At 62.9% G+C, this 22,151-nt stretch carries 24 protein-coding genes; 6 read left to right on the top strand and 18 right to left on the bottom strand.

Annotation, left to right across the window (positions count from 1 at the left end; all coding sequences use genetic code 11):
* The first annotated feature begins 17 nt into the window (after positions 1–17).
* Positions 18–425 carry a winged helix-turn-helix transcriptional regulator gene (locus AC27VQ_RS11955; RefSeq protein ID WP_313522752.1) on the top strand — a complete coding sequence of 136 codons (408 nt, stop codon included), beginning with the start codon at positions 18–20 and terminating at the stop codon, positions 423–425.
* Between the two features lie 22 nt (positions 426–447).
* Here AC27VQ_RS11955 and AC27VQ_RS11950 read toward each other — a convergent pair whose 3' ends face one another.
* On the bottom strand, positions 448–1,686 hold the full coding sequence (locus AC27VQ_RS11950) for an MFS transporter (protein ID WP_488716406.1): 1,239 nt from the start codon (positions 1,684–1,686) through the stop codon (positions 448–450).
* A gap of 351 nt (positions 1,687–2,037) precedes the next feature.
* Here AC27VQ_RS11950 and AC27VQ_RS11945 point away from each other — a divergent pair, with 351 nt between their 5' ends.
* Together AC27VQ_RS11945 and AC27VQ_RS11940 are read left to right on the top strand one after the other, a co-directional pair.
* Positions 2,038–2,976, top strand: a complete 939-nt coding sequence (locus tag AC27VQ_RS11945; RefSeq protein ID WP_488716405.1) for a diacylglycerol/lipid kinase family protein — start codon at positions 2,038–2,040, stop codon at positions 2,974–2,976.
* Positions 2,976–3,341: an NIPSNAP family protein gene (locus AC27VQ_RS11940; protein WP_488716404.1), complete on the top strand. Its 366-nt coding sequence runs from the start codon at positions 2,976–2,978 to the stop codon at positions 3,339–3,341. The genes AC27VQ_RS11945 and AC27VQ_RS11940 overlap by 1 nt, the downstream gene beginning before the upstream one ends.
* A gap of 39 nt (positions 3,342–3,380) precedes the next feature.
* Here AC27VQ_RS11940 and AC27VQ_RS11935 read toward each other — a convergent pair whose 3' ends face one another.
* Positions 3,381–4,739, bottom strand: coding sequence for a glutamine synthetase family protein (locus AC27VQ_RS11935; protein WP_488716403.1), 1,359 nt, complete (start codon positions 4,737–4,739; stop codon positions 3,381–3,383).
* A 148-nt stretch (positions 4,740–4,887) separates the two neighbouring features.
* Between AC27VQ_RS11935 and AC27VQ_RS11930 the strand changes: the two genes are divergently transcribed.
* A complete protein-coding gene (locus tag AC27VQ_RS11930) occupies positions 4,888–6,261 on the top strand; it encodes an aspartate aminotransferase family protein (protein ID WP_488716402.1) in 1,374 nt (457 codons plus the stop codon).
* Between the two features lie 6 nt (positions 6,262–6,267).
* Here AC27VQ_RS11930 and vapC read toward each other — a convergent pair whose 3' ends face one another.
* The 7 genes from vapC to AC27VQ_RS11895 form a co-directional block, all read right to left on the bottom strand.
* Positions 6,268–6,657, bottom strand: a complete 390-nt coding sequence (vapC, locus tag AC27VQ_RS11925) for a type II toxin-antitoxin system VapC family toxin (protein ID WP_488716401.1) — start codon at positions 6,655–6,657, stop codon at positions 6,268–6,270.
* Positions 6,654–6,884 (bottom strand): type II toxin-antitoxin system VapB family antitoxin, encoded by a 231-nt coding sequence (locus tag AC27VQ_RS11920; protein WP_313522739.1) that lies wholly within the window; start codon positions 6,882–6,884, stop codon positions 6,654–6,656. The genes vapC and AC27VQ_RS11920 overlap by 4 nt, the downstream gene beginning before the upstream one ends.
* 65 nt (positions 6,885–6,949) lie before the next feature.
* Positions 6,950–8,452, bottom strand: coding sequence for an AMP nucleosidase (locus tag AC27VQ_RS11915; protein WP_488716400.1), 1,503 nt, complete (start codon positions 8,450–8,452; stop codon positions 6,950–6,952).
* A gap of 60 nt (positions 8,453–8,512) precedes the next feature.
* A complete protein-coding gene (locus AC27VQ_RS11910; RefSeq protein ID WP_488716399.1) occupies positions 8,513–8,833 on the bottom strand; it encodes a YnfA family protein in 321 nt (106 codons plus the stop codon).
* A gap of 65 nt (positions 8,834–8,898) precedes the next feature.
* Positions 8,899–9,075, bottom strand: coding sequence for a hypothetical protein (locus AC27VQ_RS11905; RefSeq protein WP_298100955.1), 177 nt, complete (start codon positions 9,073–9,075; stop codon positions 8,899–8,901).
* Between the two features lie 28 nt (positions 9,076–9,103).
* A complete protein-coding gene (locus AC27VQ_RS11900; protein ID WP_158565450.1) occupies positions 9,104–9,268 on the bottom strand; it encodes a hypothetical protein in 165 nt (54 codons plus the stop codon).
* A 190-nt stretch (positions 9,269–9,458) separates the two neighbouring features.
* Complete coding sequence (locus AC27VQ_RS11895; RefSeq protein ID WP_421592058.1) at positions 9,459–9,797, bottom strand: DUF2147 domain-containing protein; 339 nt, start codon at positions 9,795–9,797, stop codon at positions 9,459–9,461.
* A 468-nt stretch (positions 9,798–10,265) separates the two neighbouring features.
* On the opposite strand from AC27VQ_RS11895, the gene AC27VQ_RS11890 reads away from it, so the two are divergent.
* A complete protein-coding gene (locus AC27VQ_RS11890) occupies positions 10,266–10,535 on the top strand; it encodes an SEL1-like repeat protein (protein ID WP_117369222.1) in 270 nt (89 codons plus the stop codon).
* A gap of 101 nt (positions 10,536–10,636) precedes the next feature.
* On the opposite strand, the gene AC27VQ_RS11885 is transcribed toward AC27VQ_RS11890, so the two are convergent.
* The 4 genes from AC27VQ_RS11885 to AC27VQ_RS11870 all read right to left on the bottom strand — a co-directional run bounded on the left by AC27VQ_RS11885 (position 10,637) and on the right by AC27VQ_RS11870 (position 14,123).
* Positions 10,637–11,749 (bottom strand): pyridoxal phosphate-dependent aminotransferase, encoded by a 1,113-nt coding sequence (locus AC27VQ_RS11885; RefSeq protein ID WP_488716398.1) that lies wholly within the window; start codon positions 11,747–11,749, stop codon positions 10,637–10,639.
* 110 nt (positions 11,750–11,859) lie between these two features.
* Entirely contained in the window at positions 11,860–12,204 is a 345-nt protein-coding gene (locus AC27VQ_RS11880) for a PilZ domain-containing protein (protein ID WP_488716397.1), read from the bottom strand.
* Between the two features lie 218 nt (positions 12,205–12,422).
* Entirely contained in the window at positions 12,423–12,779 is a 357-nt protein-coding gene (locus AC27VQ_RS11875; protein WP_313522725.1) for a hypothetical protein, read from the bottom strand.
* A gap of 120 nt (positions 12,780–12,899) precedes the next feature.
* On the bottom strand, positions 12,900–14,123 hold the full coding sequence (locus AC27VQ_RS11870; protein WP_313522723.1) for an acyl-CoA dehydrogenase: 1,224 nt from the start codon (positions 14,121–14,123) through the stop codon (positions 12,900–12,902).
* 229 nt (positions 14,124–14,352) lie between these two features.
* Here AC27VQ_RS11870 and AC27VQ_RS11865 point away from each other — a divergent pair, with 229 nt between their 5' ends.
* Positions 14,353–15,381: an extracellular catalytic domain type 1 short-chain-length polyhydroxyalkanoate depolymerase gene (locus AC27VQ_RS11865; RefSeq protein ID WP_488716396.1), complete on the top strand. Its 1,029-nt coding sequence runs from the start codon at positions 14,353–14,355 to the stop codon at positions 15,379–15,381.
* A 6-nt stretch (positions 15,382–15,387) separates the two neighbouring features.
* On the opposite strand, the gene iolB is transcribed toward AC27VQ_RS11865, so the two are convergent.
* From iolB to AC27VQ_RS11840, 5 genes are all read right to left on the bottom strand, one after another.
* Complete coding sequence (iolB, locus tag AC27VQ_RS11860) at positions 15,388–16,182, bottom strand: 5-deoxy-glucuronate isomerase (protein ID WP_488716395.1); 795 nt, start codon at positions 16,180–16,182, stop codon at positions 15,388–15,390.
* Positions 16,183–16,218: 36 nt separating this feature from the next.
* A complete protein-coding gene (iolE, locus tag AC27VQ_RS11855; protein WP_488716394.1) occupies positions 16,219–17,136 on the bottom strand; it encodes a myo-inosose-2 dehydratase in 918 nt (305 codons plus the stop codon).
* Positions 17,137–17,311: 175 nt separating this feature from the next.
* The gene (gene iolD, locus AC27VQ_RS11850) at positions 17,312–19,162 is read right to left on the bottom strand and encodes a 3D-(3,5/4)-trihydroxycyclohexane-1,2-dione acylhydrolase (decyclizing) (protein WP_488716393.1); all 1,851 of its coding nucleotides are present in this window, start codon (positions 19,160–19,162) and stop codon (positions 17,312–17,314) included.
* Positions 19,163–19,185: 23 nt separating this feature from the next.
* Entirely contained in the window at positions 19,186–21,108 is a 1,923-nt protein-coding gene (locus tag AC27VQ_RS11845) for a bifunctional 5-dehydro-2-deoxygluconokinase/5-dehydro-2-deoxyphosphogluconate aldolase (RefSeq protein ID WP_488716392.1), read from the bottom strand.
* 120 nt (positions 21,109–21,228) lie between these two features.
* Complete coding sequence (locus AC27VQ_RS11840) at positions 21,229–22,086, bottom strand: MurR/RpiR family transcriptional regulator (RefSeq protein ID WP_488716391.1); 858 nt, start codon at positions 22,084–22,086, stop codon at positions 21,229–21,231.
* Positions 22,087–22,151: the final 65 nt, after the last annotated feature.

Below are 22,151 nucleotides of genomic sequence, written 5' to 3'. Positions count from 1 at the left end.
GAAAAGGATACCATGGCATGTCCCGTCCGCGCGCCAAGCTCACCAAGAATTTTCCCGGCTGCCCGGTCGAATCGACGCTCTCCTTCCTCGATGGCAAGTGGAAGGGTGTGATCCTCTATCACCTGATGATGGAAGGCACGCTGCGTTTCAACGAACTGCGCCGCCGACTGCCGAGTGTCACACAGCGCATGCTGACCAAGCAGCTGCGCGAGCTGGAAGATGCCGGTATTCTGTCGCGCACCATCTTCCCCGTCGTGCCGCCGCGTGTCGATTATGCGCTGACATCGGCCGGCCGGAGCCTCGAACCGATCATCCGGGCGCTCGCTGCCTGGGGCTCTGAGAATGTGGTCTGCGAGGATGGCCAGAACGTCATCCGCCTTGCCCCGCAAATGGAAACGGCGTCTCCCGGGAGAGACGCCGCCTGATTTTCAGGGTCTTGAAGGCCGTTTATTCAGCCGGGCAGACCGGCGTTTCCTCGTTGTCGATCTTGTCGAGCGTCATCGAGGCCAGATAGATGCCGAAGCCAACCACGGCGGTTGCCGCACCCACGAAGCCCATCGAGCCGTAACCGTAACCGGCGCTGATCGCCATGCCGCCGAACAGCGCGCCGAGCGCATTGGCGACGTTGAAGGCGGAGTGGTTGAGGGCGGCGGCAAGCGTCTGCGCATCACCGGCCACATCCATCAGCCGCGTCTGGAGTGCGGGACCAACGACGAAGCTGCAGCCGATGAGGAAGCAGCAGACGCCGAGCAAGATGGGATTTTCCGCCGTCAGCGACAGGCTGATCAGCACAAAGAAATACAGCACCAGCGACCAGCCGATGGTGCGCATCAGCGAGAGATCGGCCAGCTTGGCGCCGAAGATATTGCCGACGATCATGCCGCAACCGAAGATCGCCATGATGACCGGCACCATGCTGACATTCAGGCCGGCGACCTCCGTCACGATCGGCGAGATATAGCTGAACACCGCGAACATGCCGCAGAAGCCGGTGGCCGCGATGCCGAGGGTCAGCCAGACCTGCTTGCGCTTCAGCGCGCCGAGTTCCGTCAGCGCATTGATGCCCTTTGGCGCCTTGTCGCGCGGCAGGAAGATGGCGATGAGCGCCACCGTCAGCATGCCGGTGATGCCGACGGCGATGAACATGAACTGCCAGTCGAAGAGCTGGCCGAAGAAGGCGGCGAGCGGCGTGCCGATCAGTGTCGCGACCGTCAGGCCCAGCATGACCTTGCCGACCGCCTGCGTGCGCTTGTTGACCGGCACCATGGAGGCGGCGACGAGCGCGGCAACGCCGAAATAGGCGCCGTGCGGCAGGCCGGAGAGGAAACGGAAGAGGATGAAGCTCTCGAAGGTCGGGGCGACCGCGCTGGCGAGGTTGCCGGCGGCGAACAGGCCCATCAGCACCAGTAGCAGATCCCGCCGACGGTAGCGCGCGCCAATCACGGCGATAACGGGTGCGCCCACCACGACGCCGAAGGCATACGCGCTGATGACGTAACCGGCCTGCGCCGTCGTCACGCCGAAGGTCGTGCCGACATCCGGCAGCAGGCCCATGATGGCGAATTCGCCGGTGCCGATGCCGAAGCTGCCGACGGCGAGCGCCAGGATGATCAAGGTGACAGTGAGGGCCGGAAGCGGCGGCTGCCCGGAGGAGAGGGCGGCATGGGGCAGGGGGTGTTCAGTCACGGGTCGGCTCCGCAGGTATGATAGCGCACGACTGGTCCGCGACGGTCCCTCACAGGGCGGCCACTCCTCCTGGCTGCTGATGTGGTTTGGTCCGGCCGGATCGGCCACGAAAAGGAAGGTAAGTTCAGGCCGGCAGGCGCACTCCCGACGCACGCGACCGGTTTGCACTATATCAAACGAAGGCAAACTTCCTATCCCGATTTTTCACCTCCCCGCATTTGGCCAACACGGGGCCATTTCACGATTTGTTGCATTCCGTTTCGGCCGCGCCTGTTAATCGCCGCTTTCTCGACTATCTAATGGATCGACTTCACCCTTCAGGCGTTCTCGTCCGGCAAGCGGAGTATGCGAATGCGAGTACAGGCAATTTTCAACAGAGACGGGGGGACGTTCCGCACCACCGACATGGAGGCCTATGCCCGCCATGCGGAAAAGGTTTTTGCGGAGGCAGGACACCATCTCGATTGCGATATCGTCGAAGGGGCCGATATCGAAATGGCGCTGCGCCGCTGTTCTGATCGTACCGATCTCGATGCGATGCTGGCCGGCGGCGGTGACGGCACGGTCTCGGCCGCGGCCGGTTTCGCCTGGCAGAACAAGATGCCGCTCGGCATCATCCCCGCCGGCACGATGAACCTCTTTGCCCGCTCGCTGAAAATCCCCCTCGATATCTGGCAGGCGATCGATGCGCTGGCTGATGGCGATATTGCGGCCGCCGATATCGGCACGGCGGATGACCGCGCCTTCGTGCACCAATTTTCCGCCGGCCTGCATGCCCGCATGGTGCGGCTGCGCAACGCCATGACCTACAGTTCGCGCGTCGGCAAGATCGCTGCCAACACCCGTGCGGCCGTCGGCGTCATCTTCAATCCACCGGAATTCGAGGTGGAGTTCGATGTCGACGGCGTGCAGGAGCACCGAAAGGTCTCGGCCATCAATGTCTCGAACAACCGGTTCGGTGAAAACGGCCTGCTCTATGCCGAGGACCTGACCGGCGGCCATCTCGGCTTCTACACGACGAACCCGCTGAAACCGGCCGGCGTCGCCCGGCTGGCCTTCGATATCCTGCGCGGAAAGCTGCGCGAAAACGCTGATGTCACGGAAATGACCGGCACGGCGGTGGATCTGCATTTCCCGAAGGTCGATCGCGCCATCAACTGCGTCATCGATGGTGAATTGCTGCCGATGGACCGCGAGGTCTCGATCCGCCTGCATCCCGGCGAGCTGAAGGTCATCGTGCCCAAGGCCGAGCAGAAGACCGCGGCATCGGCCGAGACGGCCGCCGCCTGATGCGGAAGGCGCCTGTCACCTGCGAGGTTCGCTATCGTCTGGATCCCGAGAGGATCGCGGATTTTTACGACTATGCGCGGATCTGGACCATGCTCATCAAGCGCCATGGCGGAACGCATCACGGCTATTTCATGCCGCGCGAAAAGCCCGAAGGCGCTGCCGTGAGTTTTCCCGGTACGGGCGGCGAGGGGGCCGGCGATATCGCCGTGGCGCTCTTCACGTTTCCGGACGAGGCGGCCTATCTGCTCTATCGCGACAAGGTCGCTGAGGATGCCGATGGCATCGCGGCCAATGCCCGCTTTTCAGAGAATTCGCCCTTCAAGAGCTATGAGCGAATCTTCCTGCAACCGCTTTCGGGCGACTGACGGCCTCCGCGCGATAAATGCGCGAAGGCCGGTCGTGTCTTAGATGCGCGGCAGGTAGGTCTGGTAGTCGAAATCCGAGACCGTGCGCAGATAGGTGATTGCTTCCTTGCGCTTCGTATCGCCGTAAAGCTTCTGATATTCCGCGCCAAAAGCGTCCTTGATGAAGGGCGAGGCGGAGAATTCTTCCACGGCGGTCAGGAAGTCGTGCGTCAGGCGCTTGGCATCCGGCGCATCCTTGCCCGGTTCCGTCACCGGACCCGGATCGAGCTCGTTGTCGAGGCCGAGCAGGATGCCGCCGAGGATCGCCGTCAGGAGCAGGTAGGGATTGACGTCCGCACCCGCCACGCGATGCTCGACGCGCGCCGCCGGGCCGTCCTTGTCCGGAATGCGGATAGCGGTGCCGCGATGGCCGAAGCCCCAGGTCAGATCGACCGGCGCGAAGGAACCCGGCTGGAAACGGCGGTAGGAATTGGCGAAGGGCGCGAAGACCAGCTGCGCATCGCGCATCGTCTGCAACATGCCCGCACAGATCGACTTCAGCTTCACCGGATCGCCGCCCTTGGCGTCGAGGATGTTCTTGCCGTCCTCGTCGATAACGCTGCAATGGACATGAAGGCCTGAGCCCGCATGGTCAGCATAGGGCTTTGCCATGCAGGTGGATTTCAGGCCGAAGCGCGGCGCGGCCAACTCGGCGATGCGCTTGAGATAGATGCAGTCATCCGCGGCCGCCAGCGCGTCCGGCCGGTGCAGCAGGTTGATCTCGAACTGGCCGGGGCCGAATTCCGCCGTTGTTGCGTCGGCCGGCAGGTCCATGTCCTTCGCCCAGGCGCGCACCGTCTGCAGGTAGCCGTCGAGCGCATCCGTGGCGCGCATGTCGTAGAGCTGGTAGCCGTTCGGCTGGTCGCGATACATCAGCGCTGCTGGCGGACGCGGCTTGCCCGTCACGTGCCAGTCGTCCTGTACCACGTAGAATTCGAGTTCGGTTGCGACGACGGGCGTCAAGCCCCGGTCTTCGAAGCGCTTCAGCATGCGCGCGAGAATGGCGCGCGGGTCCATGAAGGAGGCGGTGCCGTCGAATTCGTGCATGGTGGCGAGCACCTGCTTCGAGCCTTCCGGCGCCCAGGGCAGGACCGTCAGCGAGCGGCGGTCGGGAATGCAGACGCCATCGGGATCGCCGACGGAAAGCGACAGGCCGGTGATGTCGTCATTGTCGTCGCCCCAGATGTCGAGCGACTGGGTGGACGAGGGCAGGCGCACGGAACCGTCCCAGATTTTCTTCTCGCCTTCGAGTGGAACCTGCTTGCCGCGCAGGTCGCCATTCATGCCGACGAGGAGGATTTCGATACGGGCCGGGGCATTGGCAGGCGGAGAACCGGCTGCCGTCTTGTGGTTTGTCATGGTGCCTGCTTTGGTTTGGCGGGAAGCATGGACAAGAAATTTTGCTTGTGTTCGATCTCTTGCCAAATGCCTGTTGTATGGGCATTTTCCTAACCCATTCTGTCCCGGCGTTCAATAAGGCGGGACCTACCCCTAAGGATGTAGTCAAATGTCGAAGACCAGCGCAGCAGCCGTTTCGAACCTTGGTGCCCTCGATGCCGCCCACCATCTTCACCCGTTCTCGGATATGAAGAAGCTGAACGCGGCCGGCACCCGGATCATCGAACGTGGCGAGGGCTGCCACATCTTCGACAACCACGGTAAGCGCTATCTCGACGGCTTCGCCGGCCTCTGGTGCGTCAACATCGGCTATGGCCGCAAGGAGATCACCGACGCCGTCGTGCGCCAGATGAACGAGCTGCCCTACTACAACACGTTCTTCGGAACGACGACGCCGCCGGCCGTGCTGCTCGCCCAGAAGATCACCTCCCATGCCGGACCTGATATCAATCGCGTGTTCTTCACCGGCTCGGGTTCCGAAGCGAACGACACCTGGTTCCGCATGGCCCGCGTCTATTGGGGCGCCATGGGCAAGCCGACCAAGAAGGCGATCATCGCCCGCAAGAATGGCTATCACGGCTCCACGGTCGCCGGCGCTTCGCTCGGCGGTATGAAGTGGATGCACGAACAGGGCGACTTGCCGATCGCCGGCATCCATCACATCGACCAGCCCTTCTGGTATGCCGAAGGCGGCGACCTGACGTCGGACGAATTCGGCCTGAAGATGGCCCGCCAGCTGGAAGAGAAGATCGATGAACTCGGCGAAGACAATGTCGCCGCCTTCGTCGCCGAGCCGATCCAGGGTGCCGGCGGCGTCATCGTGCCGCCGACCACCTACTGGCCGGAAATCGCCCGCATCTGCAAGGCCCGCAACATCCTGCTCGTCTGCGATGAAGTCATCTGCGGCTTTGGCCGCACCGGCCACTGGTTCGGCCACCAGCACTTTGGCGTGGAACCGGACTTGGCGCCGATCGCCAAGGGCTTGTCCTCGGGTTATCTGCCGATCGGCGGCGTCCTGGTCTCCGATCGCGTCGGCAATGTGCTGGTCGAAGAGGTCGGTGATTTCAACCACGGTTTTACCTATTCCGGCCACCCGGTCTGCGCGGCTGCGGCCCTCGAAAACCTGCGTATCATTGAGGATGAAAAGCTCGTCGAGCGCGTACACGACGACATCGGTCCCTACCTCGCCGCCGGCCTGAAATCGCTGGAAGACCTGCCGATCGTCGGCGAAGTCCAGCAGGTCGGCCTGATGGCCGCCGTGCAGCTCGCCGAAGACAAGGCGACCCGCAAGCGCTTCGAAGACAAGGAAAAGGTCGGCGTCACCGTGCGCAATCATTGCCTGGAAAACGGTCTCGTGCTGCGCGCCACCGGCGACCGCATGCTCTTCTCCCCACCGCTCGTGATCAGCCATGCCGAAGTCGACCAGATGATCGACATTACCCGCAAGGGCCTGGAACACGCCTGGAAGGTGATGACGGCCTGATTGGCGTCAGGCGATCCGAAGGCCGAGATGCTCGGCCATCGGATCGAAATCCCTGTCGGCATGGAGCAGGATGTGGCCATGCTCCATGCAGTAGGTGCCGATGATGAGATCGGCGGTCTTGCGGATGGTTATGCCTTTTGCGCGCAGCCGCCGGAAATTCTCGGCGGCTTTTATGGCGATCTCGGGGGATAGCATCGGAACGACCTGGAACGGGGCTAGCCGCTTTTGAAGGTTGGCGGCATTCCCGTCGTTCTGGGCGCCCTGTAGGATTTCGAGAAGGACGATATCACCGAGCAGTATGTTGCGTGCTTTCGGTATCGTCTTAAGCTGCATGGATTGCGGCGTGTCTATACCGCGCAATGCTGCGATCCAGACCGAGCTATCGACGACAATCATTCGGCAGCGTCATCTCGCAGCGTTTCAGGCGGTCCCCAGCCTGTGCGTATCGCATCGAGATCGCCTTCCCAGCCCATTCCCCAAAGCTCTTTCAGAGCCCTCCGTCGACGCCACTCCTCGACAAGGTCGCGAAGTGCCAAATCGATGGTCGCCTTCTTTGTCGGCAAGCCGGTAAGCTCCATTGCTTCCGCAATCAAGGCATCATCGAGTTCGATATTCGTACGCATATGATCTCACCTTGGTGTATGAAACACGAAAATCGTACACCAAGGCAGCGACGCTCACAATGCCGTCACTGGAACGCCGTCTCGAAGAAACTCCTGAGCTTGCGCGAATGCAGCTTTTCCGTCGGCATACCGGCCAGCTTTTCCAGCGCCCGGATACCGATGCGCAGATGCTGGTTGACCTGCGTCCTGTAGAACGCCGTCGCCATGCCCGGCAGCTTCAACTCGCCATGCAGCGGCTTGTCGGAAACGCAGAGCAGGGTGCCGTAGGGCACCCTGAAACGGAACCCGTTGGCGGCGATGGTGGCGGATTCCATGTCGAGCGCGATGGCGCGCGACTGCGAGAGGCGTTTTACGGGGCCGCGCTGGTCGCGCAGTTCCCAGTTGCGGTTGTCGATGGTGGCGACGGTGCCGGTGCGCATGATGCGCTTGAGGTCGTAGCCTTCGAGGCCGGTCACTTCTTCGACCGCGCTTTCCAATGCCACCTGTACCTCGGCGAGCGCCGGGATCGGCACCCAGACGGGCAGGTCGTCGTCGAGCACGTGGTCCTCGCGCACATAGGCGTGGGCGAGCACATAGTCGCCCAGCGTCTGGCTGTTGCGCAGCCCGGCGCAATGGCCGAGCATCAGCCAGGCATGCGGGCGCAGCACGGCGATGTGGTCGGTGATCGTCTTGGCGTTGGAGGGGCCGACGCCGATATTGACCAGCGTAATGCCGCCATGGCCCTTCTTCTTGATGTGATAGGCCGGCATTTGCGGCAGGCGGGCGAGCGTCAGGTCGGTTTCCGGCTTGTCGGCGCCGGCCGGCGTGGTGATGTTGCCGGGCTCGACGAAGGCCGTGTAGCCATTGCCCCCCTCCGCCATCTGCTGGCGCGCCCAGGCGCAGAACTCGTCGACATAGAACTGGTAGTTCGTGAAGAGCACGAAATTCTGGAAATGGTGGGCGCTCGTCGCCGTATAATGGCTGAGGCGGGCAAGCGAATAGTCGATGCGCTGCGCCGTGAAAGGCCCGAGCGGCAGGGGCTCGCCGGGACCGGGCTCATAGGAGCCGTTGGCGATCTCGTCATCCGTCGTCGTCAGGTCGGGCGCATCGAAGAGGTCGCGCAGCGGCAGTTCGATGCCCTCGGCAATCTCCGCCTCCACATAGGCGCCTTCGCCGAAGGCGAAATGCAGCGGGATCGGCGTCGTCGATTCGGAAATGACGACACGCACACCATGGTTGCGGATCAGGAGGCCGATCTGTTCCTTGAGGTAGTGGCGGAAGAGTTTCGGACGGGTGATGGTCGTCGTGTAAACGCCGGGCGCGGCGACATAGCCATAGGACAGACGGGAATCGATATGGCCGAAGCTGGTCGTCTCGATCGAGACCTGCGGGTAGCAGGCGCGGAAGCGTGTTTGCGGGGCACCGGACTTGCCGAGCGCCACGAAGGCGTCGGTCAGGAATGTCGTGTTGCGGTCGTAAAGCTCCTGAAGGGCATCGACCGCGGCCACCGGATCCTCGAAGGAACGGGGCTCGTAAGGCTCTGGCGTGGCGAAGGAAAGCGGCTTTGGGGAAAAGATTCGTTTGCTCATGAATCACTATAGGTGCTGTTTTTTAACAAGCAAACGACAAGTCCGGCGTGCCCACAACTCCTATCTTGGCGCCGCCAGAATGATGCCGGCACCGACCAGCGCCAGTGCGGCCCCCGCCATGTCGAAGCGGTCGGGGCGCATGCCTTCGGCGAGCCACAGCCAGAGCAGCGAGGCGGCGATATAGACCCCGCCGTAGGCGGCATAGGCGCGGCCGGCAAAGGCGCTGTCGACCTGCGTGAGCAGCCAGCCGAACAAAGCAAGCGAGACGATGCCGGGAAGAAGCCAGAGCATGGATTTGTCGAGACGCCACCAGGCCCAGAAGGCAAAACAGCCGGCAATTTCGGCAAGCGCGGCAAGGGAAAAGACGAGAAGGGATTTCATCCGGGCTCCAGGTTGATGGCGTAGGGCCTGCCCGGTTTAGCACGGAAGGGAGGGATGGGAAGGGTTCAGCTCATCGACTGGCGCTGGAGGGTGATGAAGAGCACGAGACCCGTGCCCTGCTTTTCGATGCCGAGACCGCCGGCATTGCTCCAGGCGAGAGCGCCGACCGGGGCGATCATCATCGCCGAGAGGGCGAGGATACGCAGCGCTGTGGCGGAGGTGTGGAGGAGGGCGGCGGTCATCTGTCAGGTTCCGGGCGGGTTTCAGGGCTTAGAGCGAGGCGGTGCAGCTGTGCGGCGTGGCGCAGGCGACAAGCTTGCCGGTCGTGTTATGGGTGCTGCGGCGATAGTCGGTCTCGACGGCTGCGGCCAGCATGATGGCGAAGATGGCCATCAGCAGAGTGATGATCGTCAGGCGGCGTGCGAGGATGTCCATGGTGTTCGTCCCTCTGAAGGCGTTTTCAATAATGCCTTTGTCGCATTGCGGGACTGAACGCTCCCTGAGAGGGCAATTCATCTTCTGTTCAGGAAAGGTGTGATTCGTTTTTTTTGGCGGGCGCGACAGGCGGGCCGAAAACAAAAAGGCCGGCGTGAGCGCCGGCCTTTTTGTTTGAAAGCAGAACAGCTTAGAGCCGCGACCAGGTCTGCGACTTGCAGAGCACGGCGAGCACACAGCCCTTCAGGCGCAGCGAGCCGGCCTTCACGGCGGCGGATCCGCTATAGGTCTTGTCCGTTTCCGGGTCGGTGATCTCGCCGGTATAGTCCGCGCCGGAGCCCTCGAGCTTGCCGATGCGCTTGCCGGCGAATTTTCCCGATTTCAGCGTGATGCAGTAGCTGCCGCCGCATTTGACGATGGCGGCCGTCGAGCCGCTTGCCGTCTTCCAGTTGCCCTCGATCGGTTCGGCGGCGAGCGCCATGCCGGGTGCCACGAGAAGGGCGGCTGCAATCCATGTCCTCAATTTCATTCTCTTCCTCCTCCAGAATGAGACGGGCAGAATATCTTACGCAAACGTAAAGGTAAATATGCGGCGAAACCGGATCCAGCGATGTTTTTCGAGACCTGAAACGCCGGAAAACGGCAATGTTAAAAACCGGCACCGTTTTGCGTGGTTAGCGAAAGGTTGAAATCGCCGGTTGAACAATCCGTAAATTTTAACACAAATCCCGCCGTTTCCAGCGGGTCTGATGTTTAACGAAAATCCAATTTTACCAAGCGTTTGGATTTTGTTCGTCTCAAATTAAGCATGCATTTTAAGCGCATTTTGAAAGCCCCGCGGCATAGTGGAGCCATAAGACGAGCCGGAACAACCGGCCGGCAAAACTCTGAAGGAAGACCAAGGCCGCACAAGACGGCAGGCGCCGGAAGAGGCCCGAAAGGGCAGGTAAAACAGGATATTAAAGCAGTAAACCAGGTCAGACAGGGACTAACTAAAATGGCACGCTTTGACTTTCAGAACACCGAAACGGCCGCCATGACGGGCGGCGAAAACCGCGCTGAAATCTTCTGCGACATGGGCCTCATGTATGCCACCGGCCGCGGCTGCGACGTCGACGTGGTTCAGGCCCACAAATGGCTCAACATTGCCGCGATCAAGGGTTGTGACCGCGCCGCAGAACTGCGCGCCGACCTTGCCGCAACAATGAGCAAGACCGACATCGCTCTGGCGCTGCGCGCCGCTCGCGAGTGGATGACGGTTCACTGAGACAAGCCGGCTGGCGCTGGCGGCAAGAAAAGCATCATGACGAACGGACGACAAACGGCGCCAGAACCGGATCCGTCCGCACGTCAAAGAGGCTCTGCCGCTCAAGCCAGCCGCTTCAAAACCAGCGGCAAGGCTTCCTCCAGCAACGCCATATCGTTTTCCGGCCCGACGCTGATGCGGATGCATCGGTTGAGGGGGGCAACGCCCGGCATGCGAATGAAGACGCCATGGTCCATCAATCCATCGACAATGGCCCTGGCGTGGGTGCCGTCGCGGCCGCAATCGATGGTAACGAAATTGGTGGCGGAGGCGAGGGGAAGAAGGCCGTTGGAGTGTGCGATCCGCGAGATGCGCTCGCGGGACGCAGCGATGCTGGCAATGACCTCTGCCAGATAGGCCTGGTCCTTCAGCGCGGCGAGTGCCGCCTGAACCGAAACTCGGGCCATGCCGAAATGATTTCGGATCTTGTCGAAGGCCTGCGCATTGCCGAGCGTGCCGATCGCATAGCCGATCCGCGCGCCGGCAAGGCCGTAGGCCTTCGAGAATGTGCGCATGCGCAGGATGTTCGGCTGGCCGATCAAGGCCTCTATGGGCGGGATCGTGCCGGATGGCGCCGTTTCGCCATAGGCCTCGTCGAGGATCAGCAGCGTCGTTTCCGGCAGCGCGCGGGCGAAAGCTACCACGCTGTCGGCATCCCACCAGCTTCCCATCGGATTGTCGGGATTGGCGAAATAGACGAGCGGCGCGTTTTCGCGCTTCACGGCTTCCAGCAGGCCGTCCAGATGCTCCTTGTCGCCCGCATAGGGCACCGTCACCAGCCGGCCGCCGAAGCCGTTCACATGATAGTTGAAGGTCGGATAGCCGCCGAGCGAGGTGACGACGGGCGTGCCGGGCTCTATGACGAGCCGGGCGATCTCGCCGAGCAGCCCGTCGATGCCGCCGCCGACCGCGATGTTCTCCCGCGAAACGCCGTGGTGAAGCGCCAGCGCCTCGCGCAGCTCGAAATTCTCCGGATCGCTGTACATCCAGGTCGTCCCGGCCGCCGCGCGCATCGACTCCAGCACGGAGGGGGCCGGGCCGAAACCGCTTTCATTCGCGCCGATGCGGGCTTTGACCGCAAGGCCCCGATTGCGCTCGATAGCCTCCGGCCCGACGAAGGGCACGGTGGCGGGCAGGGTCTGGGAAAGGGCGGTGAAGCGGGAAAATGCGGACATGAGGCGCCTGACGATCGATGAACGGAGAAAATCTTGCCGGCGCGCAAAAATGCCCGCCGGAATCGGTTTCCGACGGGCACCCTAGCCAATAAATTGCGCGGGTGGAACGTTTAGACGAGCGCCGAGCCGATGCCGCCCTTTTCGACGCCCACCATGTAGCGCCGGTCGTCCTTTTTCGGCTTGGCCGGACCGCCGCCGCCGGTGAAGAAGTCGGCGCGCACGATAGTGTGCAGCAACTCCTCGTCGATTTCCTTGATGAACTGCACGCCGATGCGGTTGTCGTTGCGATAGACCTCCGCGCAGCCGATGCGCGAGGTGACACCGACGATCGAAAGGTAATAGTGCAGTGGCAGGCCGATCGTCGTCGTCACGACGAAACTCGCGCCGCCCTGGGATACATCGACCAGCTTGCAACTACGCATCTTGGGTGCCGCGAGGTCGAAGCCCACGGTCATCAGCATACCCTGCCGGTTTACCGAGAAACGTTCCCATTTGCGTTCGTATAGTCCTGCGGCAGACCGCGGATCGGCACCGATACTCATTGCCACACTCCCAATGGGGGGGACGTCATGTCCGACAGAGATTGAGAGGGGAGTTTCGCAGGCGAGTATTTTGTTTCGTTAAAACAAATATTTAAAAGTTTAGCGTCCTGCGCTTTCTCAGAAAGGTTGCTTCAGGCGTCGTGCGTTTCGCTCTGGCGGCCCAGCACCATGTTCAGGAAATCGACGTCGAGGAACATGTTGAAACGCACCACCAGTTCCTCGCCGTCGCGCTTGTATTCCGTGCAGGGGATCTCATCGCGGATGCCGTGAATTTCCAGGTAGAAATTCTCCGGCAAAGTCAGCGTCTTGTTGATGGAAAGCACGGCGCCCGCGCTGGAAATGCTGCGGATCAGGCACGTGTAACGCAACGCCGTGCTGAGGTGGTGGCCGATCGGTGTGATGAAGCCGGGTCTGTCGAGGCGATACTGGACGAAACTGCGTTTGGGGTGACGCAGGTGAAGCTGCTCGTGCATGTGGTCGAGGGGCATGGCGCCCTCCGCTTCTGTTTCCGGATGTGGATTGTATCGAAACGGGATGGATAAAACGTGAAAACGGCCGCTCGTGTTTTAACGAGCGGCCGCTGGAAATTGCCTAATGCCAGTTGGAACTTACTGGAACGCCTGAAGGCCGGTCTGGGCGCGGCCGAGGATCAGCGCGTGGATGTCATGCGTGCCCTCGTAGGTGTTGACCGCTTCGAGGTTCATGACGTGGCGGATGACGCCGTACTCGTCCGAAACGCCGTTGCCGCCGTGCATGTCGCGGGAAACGCGGGCGATGTCGAGCGCCTTGCCACAGTTGTTGCGCTTCATCAGCGAGATCAGTTCGGCCGGCGCCCGGTGTTCGTCGAAAAGGCGGCCGAGGCGCAGCGCCCCCTGCAGACCGAGCGAGATTTCGGTCTCCATGTCGGCGAGCTTCTTCTGGATGAGCTGGGTGGCGGCGAGCGGCTTGCCGAACTGCTTGCGGTCGAGCGTGTACTGGCGGGCGGCGTGCCAGCAGAATTCGGCGGCACCCATGGCGCCCCAGGCAATGCCGTAGCGGGCGCGGTTGAGGCAGCCGAACGGGCCGGCGAGGCCCGAAACTTCCGGCAGCAGGTTTTCATCGGGAACGAAGACGTCCTGCATCATGATCATGCCGGTGACGGAGGCGCGCAGCGAGAACTTGCCCTCGATCTTCGGCGTCTCGAAACCCTTCATGCCGCGTTCCAGCACGAAGCCCTTGATCTTGTTGTCATGCGCATCGGATTTCGCCCAAACGACGGCGACGTCGGCGATCGGCGAATTGGTGATCCAGTTCTTGGCGCCCGAGATCAGGTAGCCGCCGTCGACCTTCTTGGCGCGGGTGATCATGGAGGAGGGGTCCGAGCCATGGTCCGGTTCAGTGAGGCCGAAGCAGCCGACCCATTCGCCGGAGGCGAGCTTGGGCAGGTACTTCTTGCGGGTCTCTTCCGTGCCATAGGCGAAGATCGGGTGCATGACGAGCGAGGACTGCACGGACATGGCCGAGCGGTAGCCCGAATCGACGCGCTCGACTTCGCGGGCGACGAGGCCGTAGGACACGTAGTTGGCGCCGACGCCGCCGTATTCCTCCGGCACGGTCGGGCCGAGCAGGCCGAGTTCGCCCATTTCGCTCATGATCTCGCGGTGGAAGATCTCGTGGCGGTTGGCTTCGGTGACGCGCGAGGCGAGCTTGTCCTGGCAATAGGCGCGGGCCGTATCGCGGATCATGCGCTCTTCGTCGGTCAGCTGGTCTTCCAGAAGGAAGGGATCGGCCCAGTCGAAAGGTGCCATTTTGGCGCGCGCCTGTTCCGGGGTGGCGCTGTGGTGCTCGCTCATGGGTTTCCTCCTGTCGCGGTTCTGTCGTTGCAGAAGTGCTACATCAGCTTGGTCTTCTTCGAAAGGCCGGGAACGAAATGGGTGGGCCGACACTTTGGCTATTTATGAATGCCCTCATGAATCCGCAGAATGAGCCATCCCCCGCATTTTGCCGCCTTTGCCTTGATCCTGCCGCTCCCGGTGAGCAAGTAACCTGACGATGAGCAATTCCACGAAAGAGAGGCCAAGCATGCGCGATCGCTTCAAACGGTCGGTCGAGCGGCTGGTGCCGGCCGAAACGCGGCTGGGAGACCTGTTCTGGCCGTTCCAACGCAGTACCGGGCGCAAGGCGCCCGCCGCGCGGCGTCGCCCCGCCGACGGTTCGCCGCTGGTCGAAGTTGCCGATTTCGGCAGCAATCCCGGCCAACTTCGCATGTTCCTGCATATCCCGGAGGGTCTGCCCGCCGGGCGCCCGCTCGTTCTGGTCCTGCATGGCTGCCAGCAGGATGCCGAAAGCTACGACCGCGCCGCCGGCTGGGCGTCGCTCGCCGAGGAGCGTGGTTTTGCCGTGGTCTATGCCCAGCAGCGCGAGGCGAACAATCCCCGCCTCTGCTTCACCTGGTTCCGCCCGAGCGAGGTGACGCGCGACCGCGGCGAGGTGATGTCGATCCGCCAGATGGTGGCGCATGCCGCCGGACAGGCCGGAAGCGACGCAGAACGCATCTATGTCACCGGCCTCTCGGCCGGCGGCGCGATGACGGCCGCGATGCTCGCCAACTATCCAAGCCTTTTCGCCGGCGGCGCGATCATTGCCGGCCTGCCCTTCGGCGCGGCGCGTGATGCCACCCGCGCCTTCGAGGCAATGGAAGCCGCGCCTGAGCGCACGCCGCGCGAATGGTCCGATCTCGTGCGCACCGTTTCCCCGCGCATCGCACGAAAACCCGCTATTTCCATCTGGCACGGCACTGCCGATGCGACCGTCGCGCTATCCAACGGCGAGGCCCTGGTCGAACAATGGCGCGACCTCTATCGCCTGCCGAAGGATGCCTTCGTGGAAAAGCGCCTGAAAGGCCGGCGCACCCGCATCTGGCCCGACAAGGACGGCAAGCCGCTCGTCACCTTCCACGAGATCGACGGCATGGGCCACGGCACGCCGGTTCTGCCGGGCGAGGGCGGCGGTTATGCTGCCTCCACCGAACCGTTCATGCTGGAGGTGGGGTTTTCTTCGACGATTGAAATCGCGAAGGAATGGGCGCTGACGCGGAAGTGGAAGCGGTAGGGCCGCTCAACCCAGCAACCACTCATGCTCTTTGGCATTGTGGAACTTCCACACCCGCTTCGGCCCGGCCATGACATTGAGATAATAGAGATCATAGCCATGAATGGTGGCGCAGGGATGGTACCCCTTCGGCACCAGCGTCACGTCGCCATCCTCCACCGCCATCGCCTCGTCGAGCGAGCGATCATCCGTATAGACCCGCTGGAAGGCGAAGCCCTGCGGCGGGTTGAGGCGATGGTAGTAGGTCTCCTCGAGGAAGCTTTCGTTCGGCAGGTCGTCCCGGTCGTGTTTGTGCGAGGGATAGGACGAGGTGTTGCCGTTCGGCGTGATCACTTCCACGACCAGCAGCGAATGGGCCGAATTGTCGTCCTCCGGCATGATGTTGTGCACATGGCGGACATTCGAGCCCTTGCCGCGGTGCAGCTGCGGATGCGTGCCGGGCGGAATGGCCTTGGCCTTGTAGTCGCCGCCGCCCGGTGCCGAGCAGATGGCGAGTTCCAGATCGGTCTCCGCCGTCACCGACCAGTTGGCATTGGCGGGAATGTAGAGCGCATACGGCGCGCCCTCGAACGGGCTCATGCGCTCGCCGAGCACGCCGAAATCCTGGCCTGAAGCCGTCGCCTTGCCCTTGCCGGAAATCCACACGAGGCAGACTTCGCGGCTTCCCGTTTCCGCCGCGACGATCTCGCCGGGCTTCATGCGGTGCACGTCGAAGCCGACATAGGTCCAGCCGGCGCTTTCAGGCGTCACATGGCTGACGCGGCCATGGATGCCCTGGGGTTTGACGAGCAGATTCGGCATGGTCTTGGTCCTTTCCTTCAGGCGGGCGGATGAGGCTTATCCCTTCGGAAAACCTTCCGTCTCGACAGTATAGCCGGCGGCGGTCATGACGCGCATCAGTTCGGCATAGCCGACCTCTGCCATCCTGGCCGGCGGGGCGTTGCGCGGGTCCTGCTCGGCTTCCACGACGAACCAGCCCTCATAGCCATAGTCGGCGAAGCGCTGCACGATCGCGCCGAAATCGAGCGAGCCGTCGCCCGGCACGGTGAAGGCGCCGAGCGCCACCGCGTCGAGGAAGGACTGTTTCGTGCGGTCGAGACCATCAACGACCGATTGGCGGATGTCCTTTACATGCACATGGTTGATGCGGGCATGATGGTTGTCGATGGCGCGCAGAACGTCGCCGCCGGCAAAGGCGAGGTGCCCGGCATCGAGCAGCAGCGGGATGCCTTCGCCCGAATTCTTCATGAAGGCATCGAGTTCCGGCTCGGTCTCGACCACGGCGGCCATGTGGTGGTGGTAGGACAGCGGCATGCCCTGTTCGGCGCACCATTCGCCGAACGTGGTGAGGCGGCGGCCATAGGCCTTCATCTCGTCGTCGGACAGGCGCGGCTTTGTGGCGAGCGGCTTGGAACGGTCGCCCTGGATGGAGCGGCCGACTTCGCCATAGACGATGCAGGGCGCGTTGACGGCCTTGAACAATTCGATCATCGGCGCGATGCGGTCCTTGTTGGCCGCAAGCTCCTCGTCGACGAGCGTGCCGGAGAACCAGCCGCCGCACAGCGTCACGTCGGCGGCGCGCAGGATCGGCAGCATGTCCTCAGGGTTGCTCGGGAAGCGGCGGCCCTGTTCCATGCCGGTGAAGCCGGCAGTGCGTGACTGGCGCAGGCACTCTTCGAGCGAAACGTCGTCGCTGAGTTCCGGAAGGTCGTCGTTCCACCAGGCGATGGGCGACATGCCGAGTTTGGCTTTCATTCTAGTCTCCTTGGCGGGAAGCGGAGCTTCCCTTGCAGTGTCATTGTCTCTTCCCTCCCCACCGTCATCCTCGGGCTTGACCCGAGGATCCACGCATCCGCACCGTCCTGCCTGCGGCATGGATCCTCGGGTCAAGCCCGAGGATAACGGTGGGGAGAGGAGGGCGTTATTCGTCTTAACCGATGGTCTGTGCAGCGCGAGCTTTCACATAGGCCTCGCGGGCCGTGTTGACCTCGCTGCGCGGGCTGACTTCCGGCACCGCAACATCCCACCAGTGGCCACCCTCCTTGGTGGTGATCAGCGGGTCGGTGTCGATGACGATGACCGAGGTGCGGTCGTTGCCCTTGCTGTTCTGGATCGCGGTTTCGAGATCGGCGATGGAGGACACCTTGACGGCGACCGCGCCCATGCTTTCGGCATGCGCCCGGAAGTCGATATCCGGCATCATCTCGATCATCGAGTCCTTCAGCAGATTGTTGAAGTTGGCCCCGCCGGTGCCCATTTGCAGGCGGTTGATGCAGCCGTAGCCGCGGTTGTCGAGCACGACGATAGTGAGCTTCTTGCCGAGCATGACCGATGTCGAAAGCTCCGAGTTCATCATCATGTAGGAGCCGTCGCCGACCATGACGACGACATCCGCCTCCGGCCGCGCGATCTTCACGCCAAGCCCGCCGGCGATCTCGTAGCCCATGCAGGAGAAGCCGTATTCCATGTGGTAGCCGCCCGGCTTCTGGGCCTGCCACAACTTGTGCAGTTCGCCCGGCAGACCTCCGGCCGCGCAGACGAGCACGGAATTCTCGCCGCCGATCGTGCGCTGCACCGCGCCGATGACCTGCGCGTCGGAGGGCAGGTCGGCATTGGTCGGGGCGGTCGCGCGGGCGACGGCGGCCATCCACGTGTCCTTGCGGGGCTTCGCCGTTTCGGTGAAAGCGGCGGGCGCCTTCCAGCCGCCGAGCGCTTCCGACAGCAGCGTCAGGCCTTCGCGCGCATCGGCGACGAGCGGCTGGCTGTCACGCTTGGCAGCGTCGAAGGCGACGGTGTTGAGGCCGATCATCTTGACATTGTCATTCTTGAACAGCGCCCAGGAACCGGTGGTAAAATCCTGCATGCGGGTGCCGACAGCGAGAATGACGTCGGCTTCCTCGGCAAAGGCATTGGCGGCCGAGGTGCCGGTGACGCCGATGGAACCCATGCAGAGGGGATGATCGTCCGGGATCGCCGATTTACCGGCTTGGGTGACGGCGACCGGAATGCCATGCATGCCGGCAAAGGCCTTGAGTTCGGCCGTCGCCTGCGAATAGAGCACGCCGCCGCCGGCGATGATCAGTGGCTTCTCGGCCTTGCGTAGCGTGGCGATGGCAGCCGCCAGTTCCTCGGTATCGGGGCGGGGGCGGCGATGCGTCCAGACCTTTTCTTCGAACATAGCAGCCGGATAGTCATAGGCCTCGGCCTGCACGTCCTGGCAGAGCGACAGCGTCACCGGCCCGCAATCGACCGGGTCGGTCAGCACCTGCATGGCGCGCTTGAGGGCGGAGATGATCTGCTCGGGGCGGGTGATGCGGTCGAAATAGCGCGAGACACAGCGGAAGGCGTCATTGACCGAAACGGTGCCGTCGTTGAAGTCCTCGATCTGCTGGAGGACCGGGTCGGGAATACGATTGGCAAAAACGTCGCCGGGCAGGAAGAGCACGGGCAGGCGGTTGACATGGGCAACGCCCGCCGCCGTCACCATGTTCAATGCGCCTGGGCCGATGGAGGTCGTGCAGGCCATGAAACGCTGGCGAAAGCTGGCCTTGGCAAAGGCGACGGCGGCATGCGCCATGCCCTGTTCGTTATGGGCGCGCAGCGTCGGCAATTCGTTGCGCACCTGATAGAGCGCTTCGCCGATACCGGCGACATTGCCATGGCCGAAAATGCCCCAGACGCCGGCGAAGATCGGCACCGTCTTGCCGTCGACGACGGTCATCTGCGCCTTCAGGAAATGCGTGACGGCCTGCGCCATCGTCAGCCGGATCGTCCTGCCCATCGTAGTCCTCCCAAACTTTCTATTTATAGGCCGCGCGTGCGAAGCCAGGCGTCGGTCAGCTCTCGGAAGCGGCTGGCCATGTCTGCGATCGCCGCCTCGTCATCCATTTTTCCCGCCATCCAGGCGAGGGCGGCATCCACGAAGATCGTGCGGCCGACGGCAAAACCCTTCACGGACGGCGCGACCGTCGTCGCCTCGAAGGCCTTCACCAGGTCCTCGGTCGGCGCTTCGAGGCCGAGCAGCACGATACCACGGCAATAGGCGTCATTTTTGGCAATGACGGCCTCGATGTTCTTCCAGGCTTCGCTCGATGCCTGCGGCTCCAGCTTCCACCAGTCCGGCTTGATGCCGAGATCGTAGAGTTCCTGCAACGCGGTCGAGATCGTATCATCCTTCAGTGGGCCGTTCTTGCCGGCGATGATCTCGATCAACAGTTCGCGGCCGACGCGGCGGGCGGCTTCGAAGAGCATGCGCAGCTTCTCCTGTTGCTCCGTCTTAAGGGCAGCCGGATCGTCGGGATGGTAGAAGCACAGGCACTTGATGCAATGGTCGAGCGGCCATTCCATCAGCTGCGAGCCGATATCCTGGCTGAACTCGAAGCGCAGCGGTTTGGAGCCGGGCAGCTCGACCGGGCGGCCGATCCACGAGAAGTTCTGCGTGGCGGCGTCGAAGAAGGCGTCGCGGCCGAAGCGCTCGTCGATCAGCATGCCGTAGCCGGGGCGGCCTTCGGCGACGCGGGCGGTGGCCTGCACGGTGAGGCGCTTGAATTCGGAAATCTTCTCATGCGGCACGTTCAGTTCGTCGGCGATATCGACGAGCTGCATGCGGTGGTCGCAGGCGAGCGCCATGAGGAGGGGGATGTCGTCCTGCTTGCGGTTTGTCGCCCAGTGGATGTGGTTGATCGCTTCGTCCTTGCGCAGCGCGCGATGCTTGCTGCCGTTCTTCAGGAAGAAGGCGAGTTCATCCCAGCTCGGATATTCCGGCGAGCAGAGCAGGCGGGAAACGGCGAAGGCGCCGCAGGCATTGGCCCAGGTGGCGCAGGTCTTGTGGTCCTCGCCCTTCAGCCAGCCGCGCAGGAAGCCGGATAGGAAGGCATCGCCGGCACCCAGCACATTATAGACCTCGATGGGGAAGCCGTCGCCCACCACGCCGTCTTCCAGATCGTCGGAGATAGGGCCGTCATAGACGATGCAGCCCATGGCGCCGCGCTTCAGTACGATGGTTGCCGGCGAAACCGCGCGGATCGCCTTCAGCGAGGACAGAACGTCATCGGCGCCCGAGGCGATCATGATCTCCTCTTCCGTGCCGACGATCAGGTCGCAATCCGGCAGGACGGATTTCAGGATGGCCGAGACGCGGTCGGACTTCACATAACGCTCGAAGCCTTCGGCATGGCCGGCAAGGCCCCAGAGGTTCGGACGGTAGTCGATATCGAAAATCACCTTGCCGCCGCTTTCCTTGGCGATACGGATCGCCTTGCGCTGTGCCGCCTCGGTGTTGGGACGGGAAAAATGCGTGCCGGAGACGAGTACGGCGCGGGAGGAGCGCACGAAGGCCTCGTCCACGTCATCGGCGTCGAGCGCCATGTCGGCGCAGTCGGTGCGCACGAAGATCATCGGCGAGACGCCCTCGGATTCGATGGCGAGCAGCACGAGCGCCGTCAGACGGTCCTTGTCGGTCCTGATGCCCTCGACATTGACGCCCTCGCGGGCGGACTGTTCGCGGATGAAGCGGCCCATCTGCTCGTCGCCGACGCGGGTGATGAGCGCCGATTTCAGGCCGAGGCGGGCGGTGCCGATGGCGATGTTGGCGGGGCATCCGCCGACGGATTTGGCGAAGGAGGCGGTATCCTCCAGCCGCGTGCCGAGCTGCTGGCCATAGAGATCGACGGACGAACGGCCGATCGTGATGACGTCGAGCGTTCTGGCCTGATCAGTGTGCGGCATGTCTTCCTCCCGGTCTCGCGGCGCCGTCATGAGAGCGCGGCGACATTCTGGGAAAATGAAACATGAATTCCATTATTCTGTCAATTCGGAATGTTCATTCCATTTCTATTTCGCCGCATTTCATTTGGATATGCGACGCAGGCTGCGCCGTTTTTCCGCGATGGCGACCGGCAGGGCCATGGCGAGCGCCATGGAGGCGGAGAGCGAGCGGAAACCGGCATAGTCGGCCTCGGAGACCTCGAACCAGTGCGTGGCGGAGGCGGCCAGCGGCGAGAAGACCGAGTCGGTGATGGCAACGATGGGCACGCCGCGGGCGGCCAGTTCCTGCGCCTGCGTCAGGCTCTCGGCCGCATAGGGCGCGAAGCTTGCGGCAATCACGGCATCCTTGCTCGTTGCGAACTGCACCATCTCGGGGTCGATGCCGTTGGGCGAGGCGACGATCTGGTGGCGGATACCGAGCTTGCCGAAGGCATAGGCGATATGGGCCGTCAGCGGATAGGAGCGGCGCTTGGCGACGAGATAGATGGTTTCGGCACGGGCGAGCAGGTCCACCGACTTGGAAAAGGTCTCGCCGTCGATGGTGCTGGCAAGGCGCGCGACCGACTGGCTGGCGGCGGTCAGGAAGCCGGAGAGCAATTCCGTGTCGCTGTTGGCCGCCGGCCCCGCCTCCAGCGAGGCAAGGCGTTCCTCATAGGAAAGCGTGCGATCGCGCAGCCGGGCGCGAAAAACGTTCTGCAGGTCGGAAAAGCCCTCGTAACCGAGATGATGGGCAAGCCGCACCAGCGTCGAGGGCTGCACGTCGGCGGCGGTCGCGATGCTGGCTGCGGTGCCGAAGGCCATTTCGTCTGGGTTGCCTAGCGCATAGGCGGCCACCTGGGCCAACCGTTTCGGCATGGTCGCCTTGCGTTCGATGATGACGCTGCGCAGGCTGTCGAAATCGCGCGGTACGCGCGAAAGGGCCGTTTCGGTGTTGCTCATCGTGGGTCTCCTCGGCGGCCATTCTGCGATAAACGAAATAAATATTCCATATTTTCGGAAAAGAT

It is taken from the genome of Shinella sp. 20P9.1.1 (assembly GCF_057798995.1).
The sequence above is the reverse complement of the archived record's forward strand: the minus strand, read 5'-3'. Positions and strand labels throughout refer to the sequence as shown.

Coding starts and splice junctions, on each gene's coding strand:
- AC27VQ_RS11955 (WP_313522752.1), top strand. CDS start 18: ATGTCCCGTCCGCGCGCCAAGCTCACCAAGAATTTTCCCGGCTGCCCG.
- AC27VQ_RS11945 (WP_488716405.1), top strand. CDS start 2,038: ATGCGAGTACAGGCAATTTTCAACAGAGACGGGGGGACGTTCCGCACC.
- AC27VQ_RS11940 (WP_488716404.1), top strand. CDS start 2,976: ATGCGGAAGGCGCCTGTCACCTGCGAGGTTCGCTATCGTCTGGATCCC.
- AC27VQ_RS11935 (WP_488716403.1), bottom strand. CDS start 4,739: ATGACAAACCACAAGACGGCAGCCGGTTCTCCGCCTGCCAATGCCCCG.
- AC27VQ_RS11930 (WP_488716402.1), top strand. CDS start 4,888: ATGTCGAAGACCAGCGCAGCAGCCGTTTCGAACCTTGGTGCCCTCGAT.
- vapC (WP_488716401.1), bottom strand. CDS start 6,657: ATGATTGTCGTCGATAGCTCGGTCTGGATCGCAGCATTGCGCGGTATA.
- AC27VQ_RS11920 (WP_313522739.1), bottom strand. CDS start 6,884: ATGCGTACGAATATCGAACTCGATGATGCCTTGATTGCGGAAGCAATG.
- AC27VQ_RS11915 (WP_488716400.1), bottom strand. CDS start 8,452: ATGAGCAAACGAATCTTTTCCCCAAAGCCGCTTTCCTTCGCCACGCCA.
- AC27VQ_RS11910 (WP_488716399.1), bottom strand. CDS start 8,833: ATGAAATCCCTTCTCGTCTTTTCCCTTGCCGCGCTTGCCGAAATTGCC.
- AC27VQ_RS11905 (WP_298100955.1), bottom strand. CDS start 9,075: ATGACCGCCGCCCTCCTCCACACCTCCGCCACAGCGCTGCGTATCCTC.
- AC27VQ_RS11900 (WP_158565450.1), bottom strand. CDS start 9,268: ATGGACATCCTCGCACGCCGCCTGACGATCATCACTCTGCTGATGGCC.
- AC27VQ_RS11895 (WP_421592058.1), bottom strand. CDS start 9,797: ATGAAATTGAGGACATGGATTGCAGCCGCCCTTCTCGTGGCACCCGGC.
- AC27VQ_RS11890 (WP_117369222.1), top strand. CDS start 10,266: ATGGCACGCTTTGACTTTCAGAACACCGAAACGGCCGCCATGACGGGC.
- AC27VQ_RS11885 (WP_488716398.1), bottom strand. CDS start 11,749: ATGTCCGCATTTTCCCGCTTCACCGCCCTTTCCCAGACCCTGCCCGCC.
- AC27VQ_RS11880 (WP_488716397.1), bottom strand. CDS start 12,204: ATGACCGTGGGCTTCGACCTCGCGGCACCCAAGATGCGTAGTTGCAAG.
- AC27VQ_RS11875 (WP_313522725.1), bottom strand. CDS start 12,779: ATGCCCCTCGACCACATGCACGAGCAGCTTCACCTGCGTCACCCCAAA.
- AC27VQ_RS11870 (WP_313522723.1), bottom strand. CDS start 14,123: ATGAGCGAGCACCACAGCGCCACCCCGGAACAGGCGCGCGCCAAAATG.
- AC27VQ_RS11865 (WP_488716396.1), top strand. CDS start 14,353: ATGCGCGATCGCTTCAAACGGTCGGTCGAGCGGCTGGTGCCGGCCGAA.
- iolB (WP_488716395.1), bottom strand. CDS start 16,182: ATGCCGAATCTGCTCGTCAAACCCCAGGGCATCCATGGCCGCGTCAGC.
- iolE (WP_488716394.1), bottom strand. CDS start 17,136: ATGAAAGCCAAACTCGGCATGTCGCCCATCGCCTGGTGGAACGACGAC.
- iolD (WP_488716393.1), bottom strand. CDS start 19,162: ATGGGCAGGACGATCCGGCTGACGATGGCGCAGGCCGTCACGCATTTC.
- AC27VQ_RS11845 (WP_488716392.1), bottom strand. CDS start 21,108: ATGCCGCACACTGATCAGGCCAGAACGCTCGACGTCATCACGATCGGC.
- AC27VQ_RS11840 (WP_488716391.1), bottom strand. CDS start 22,086: ATGAGCAACACCGAAACGGCCCTTTCGCGCGTACCGCGCGATTTCGAC.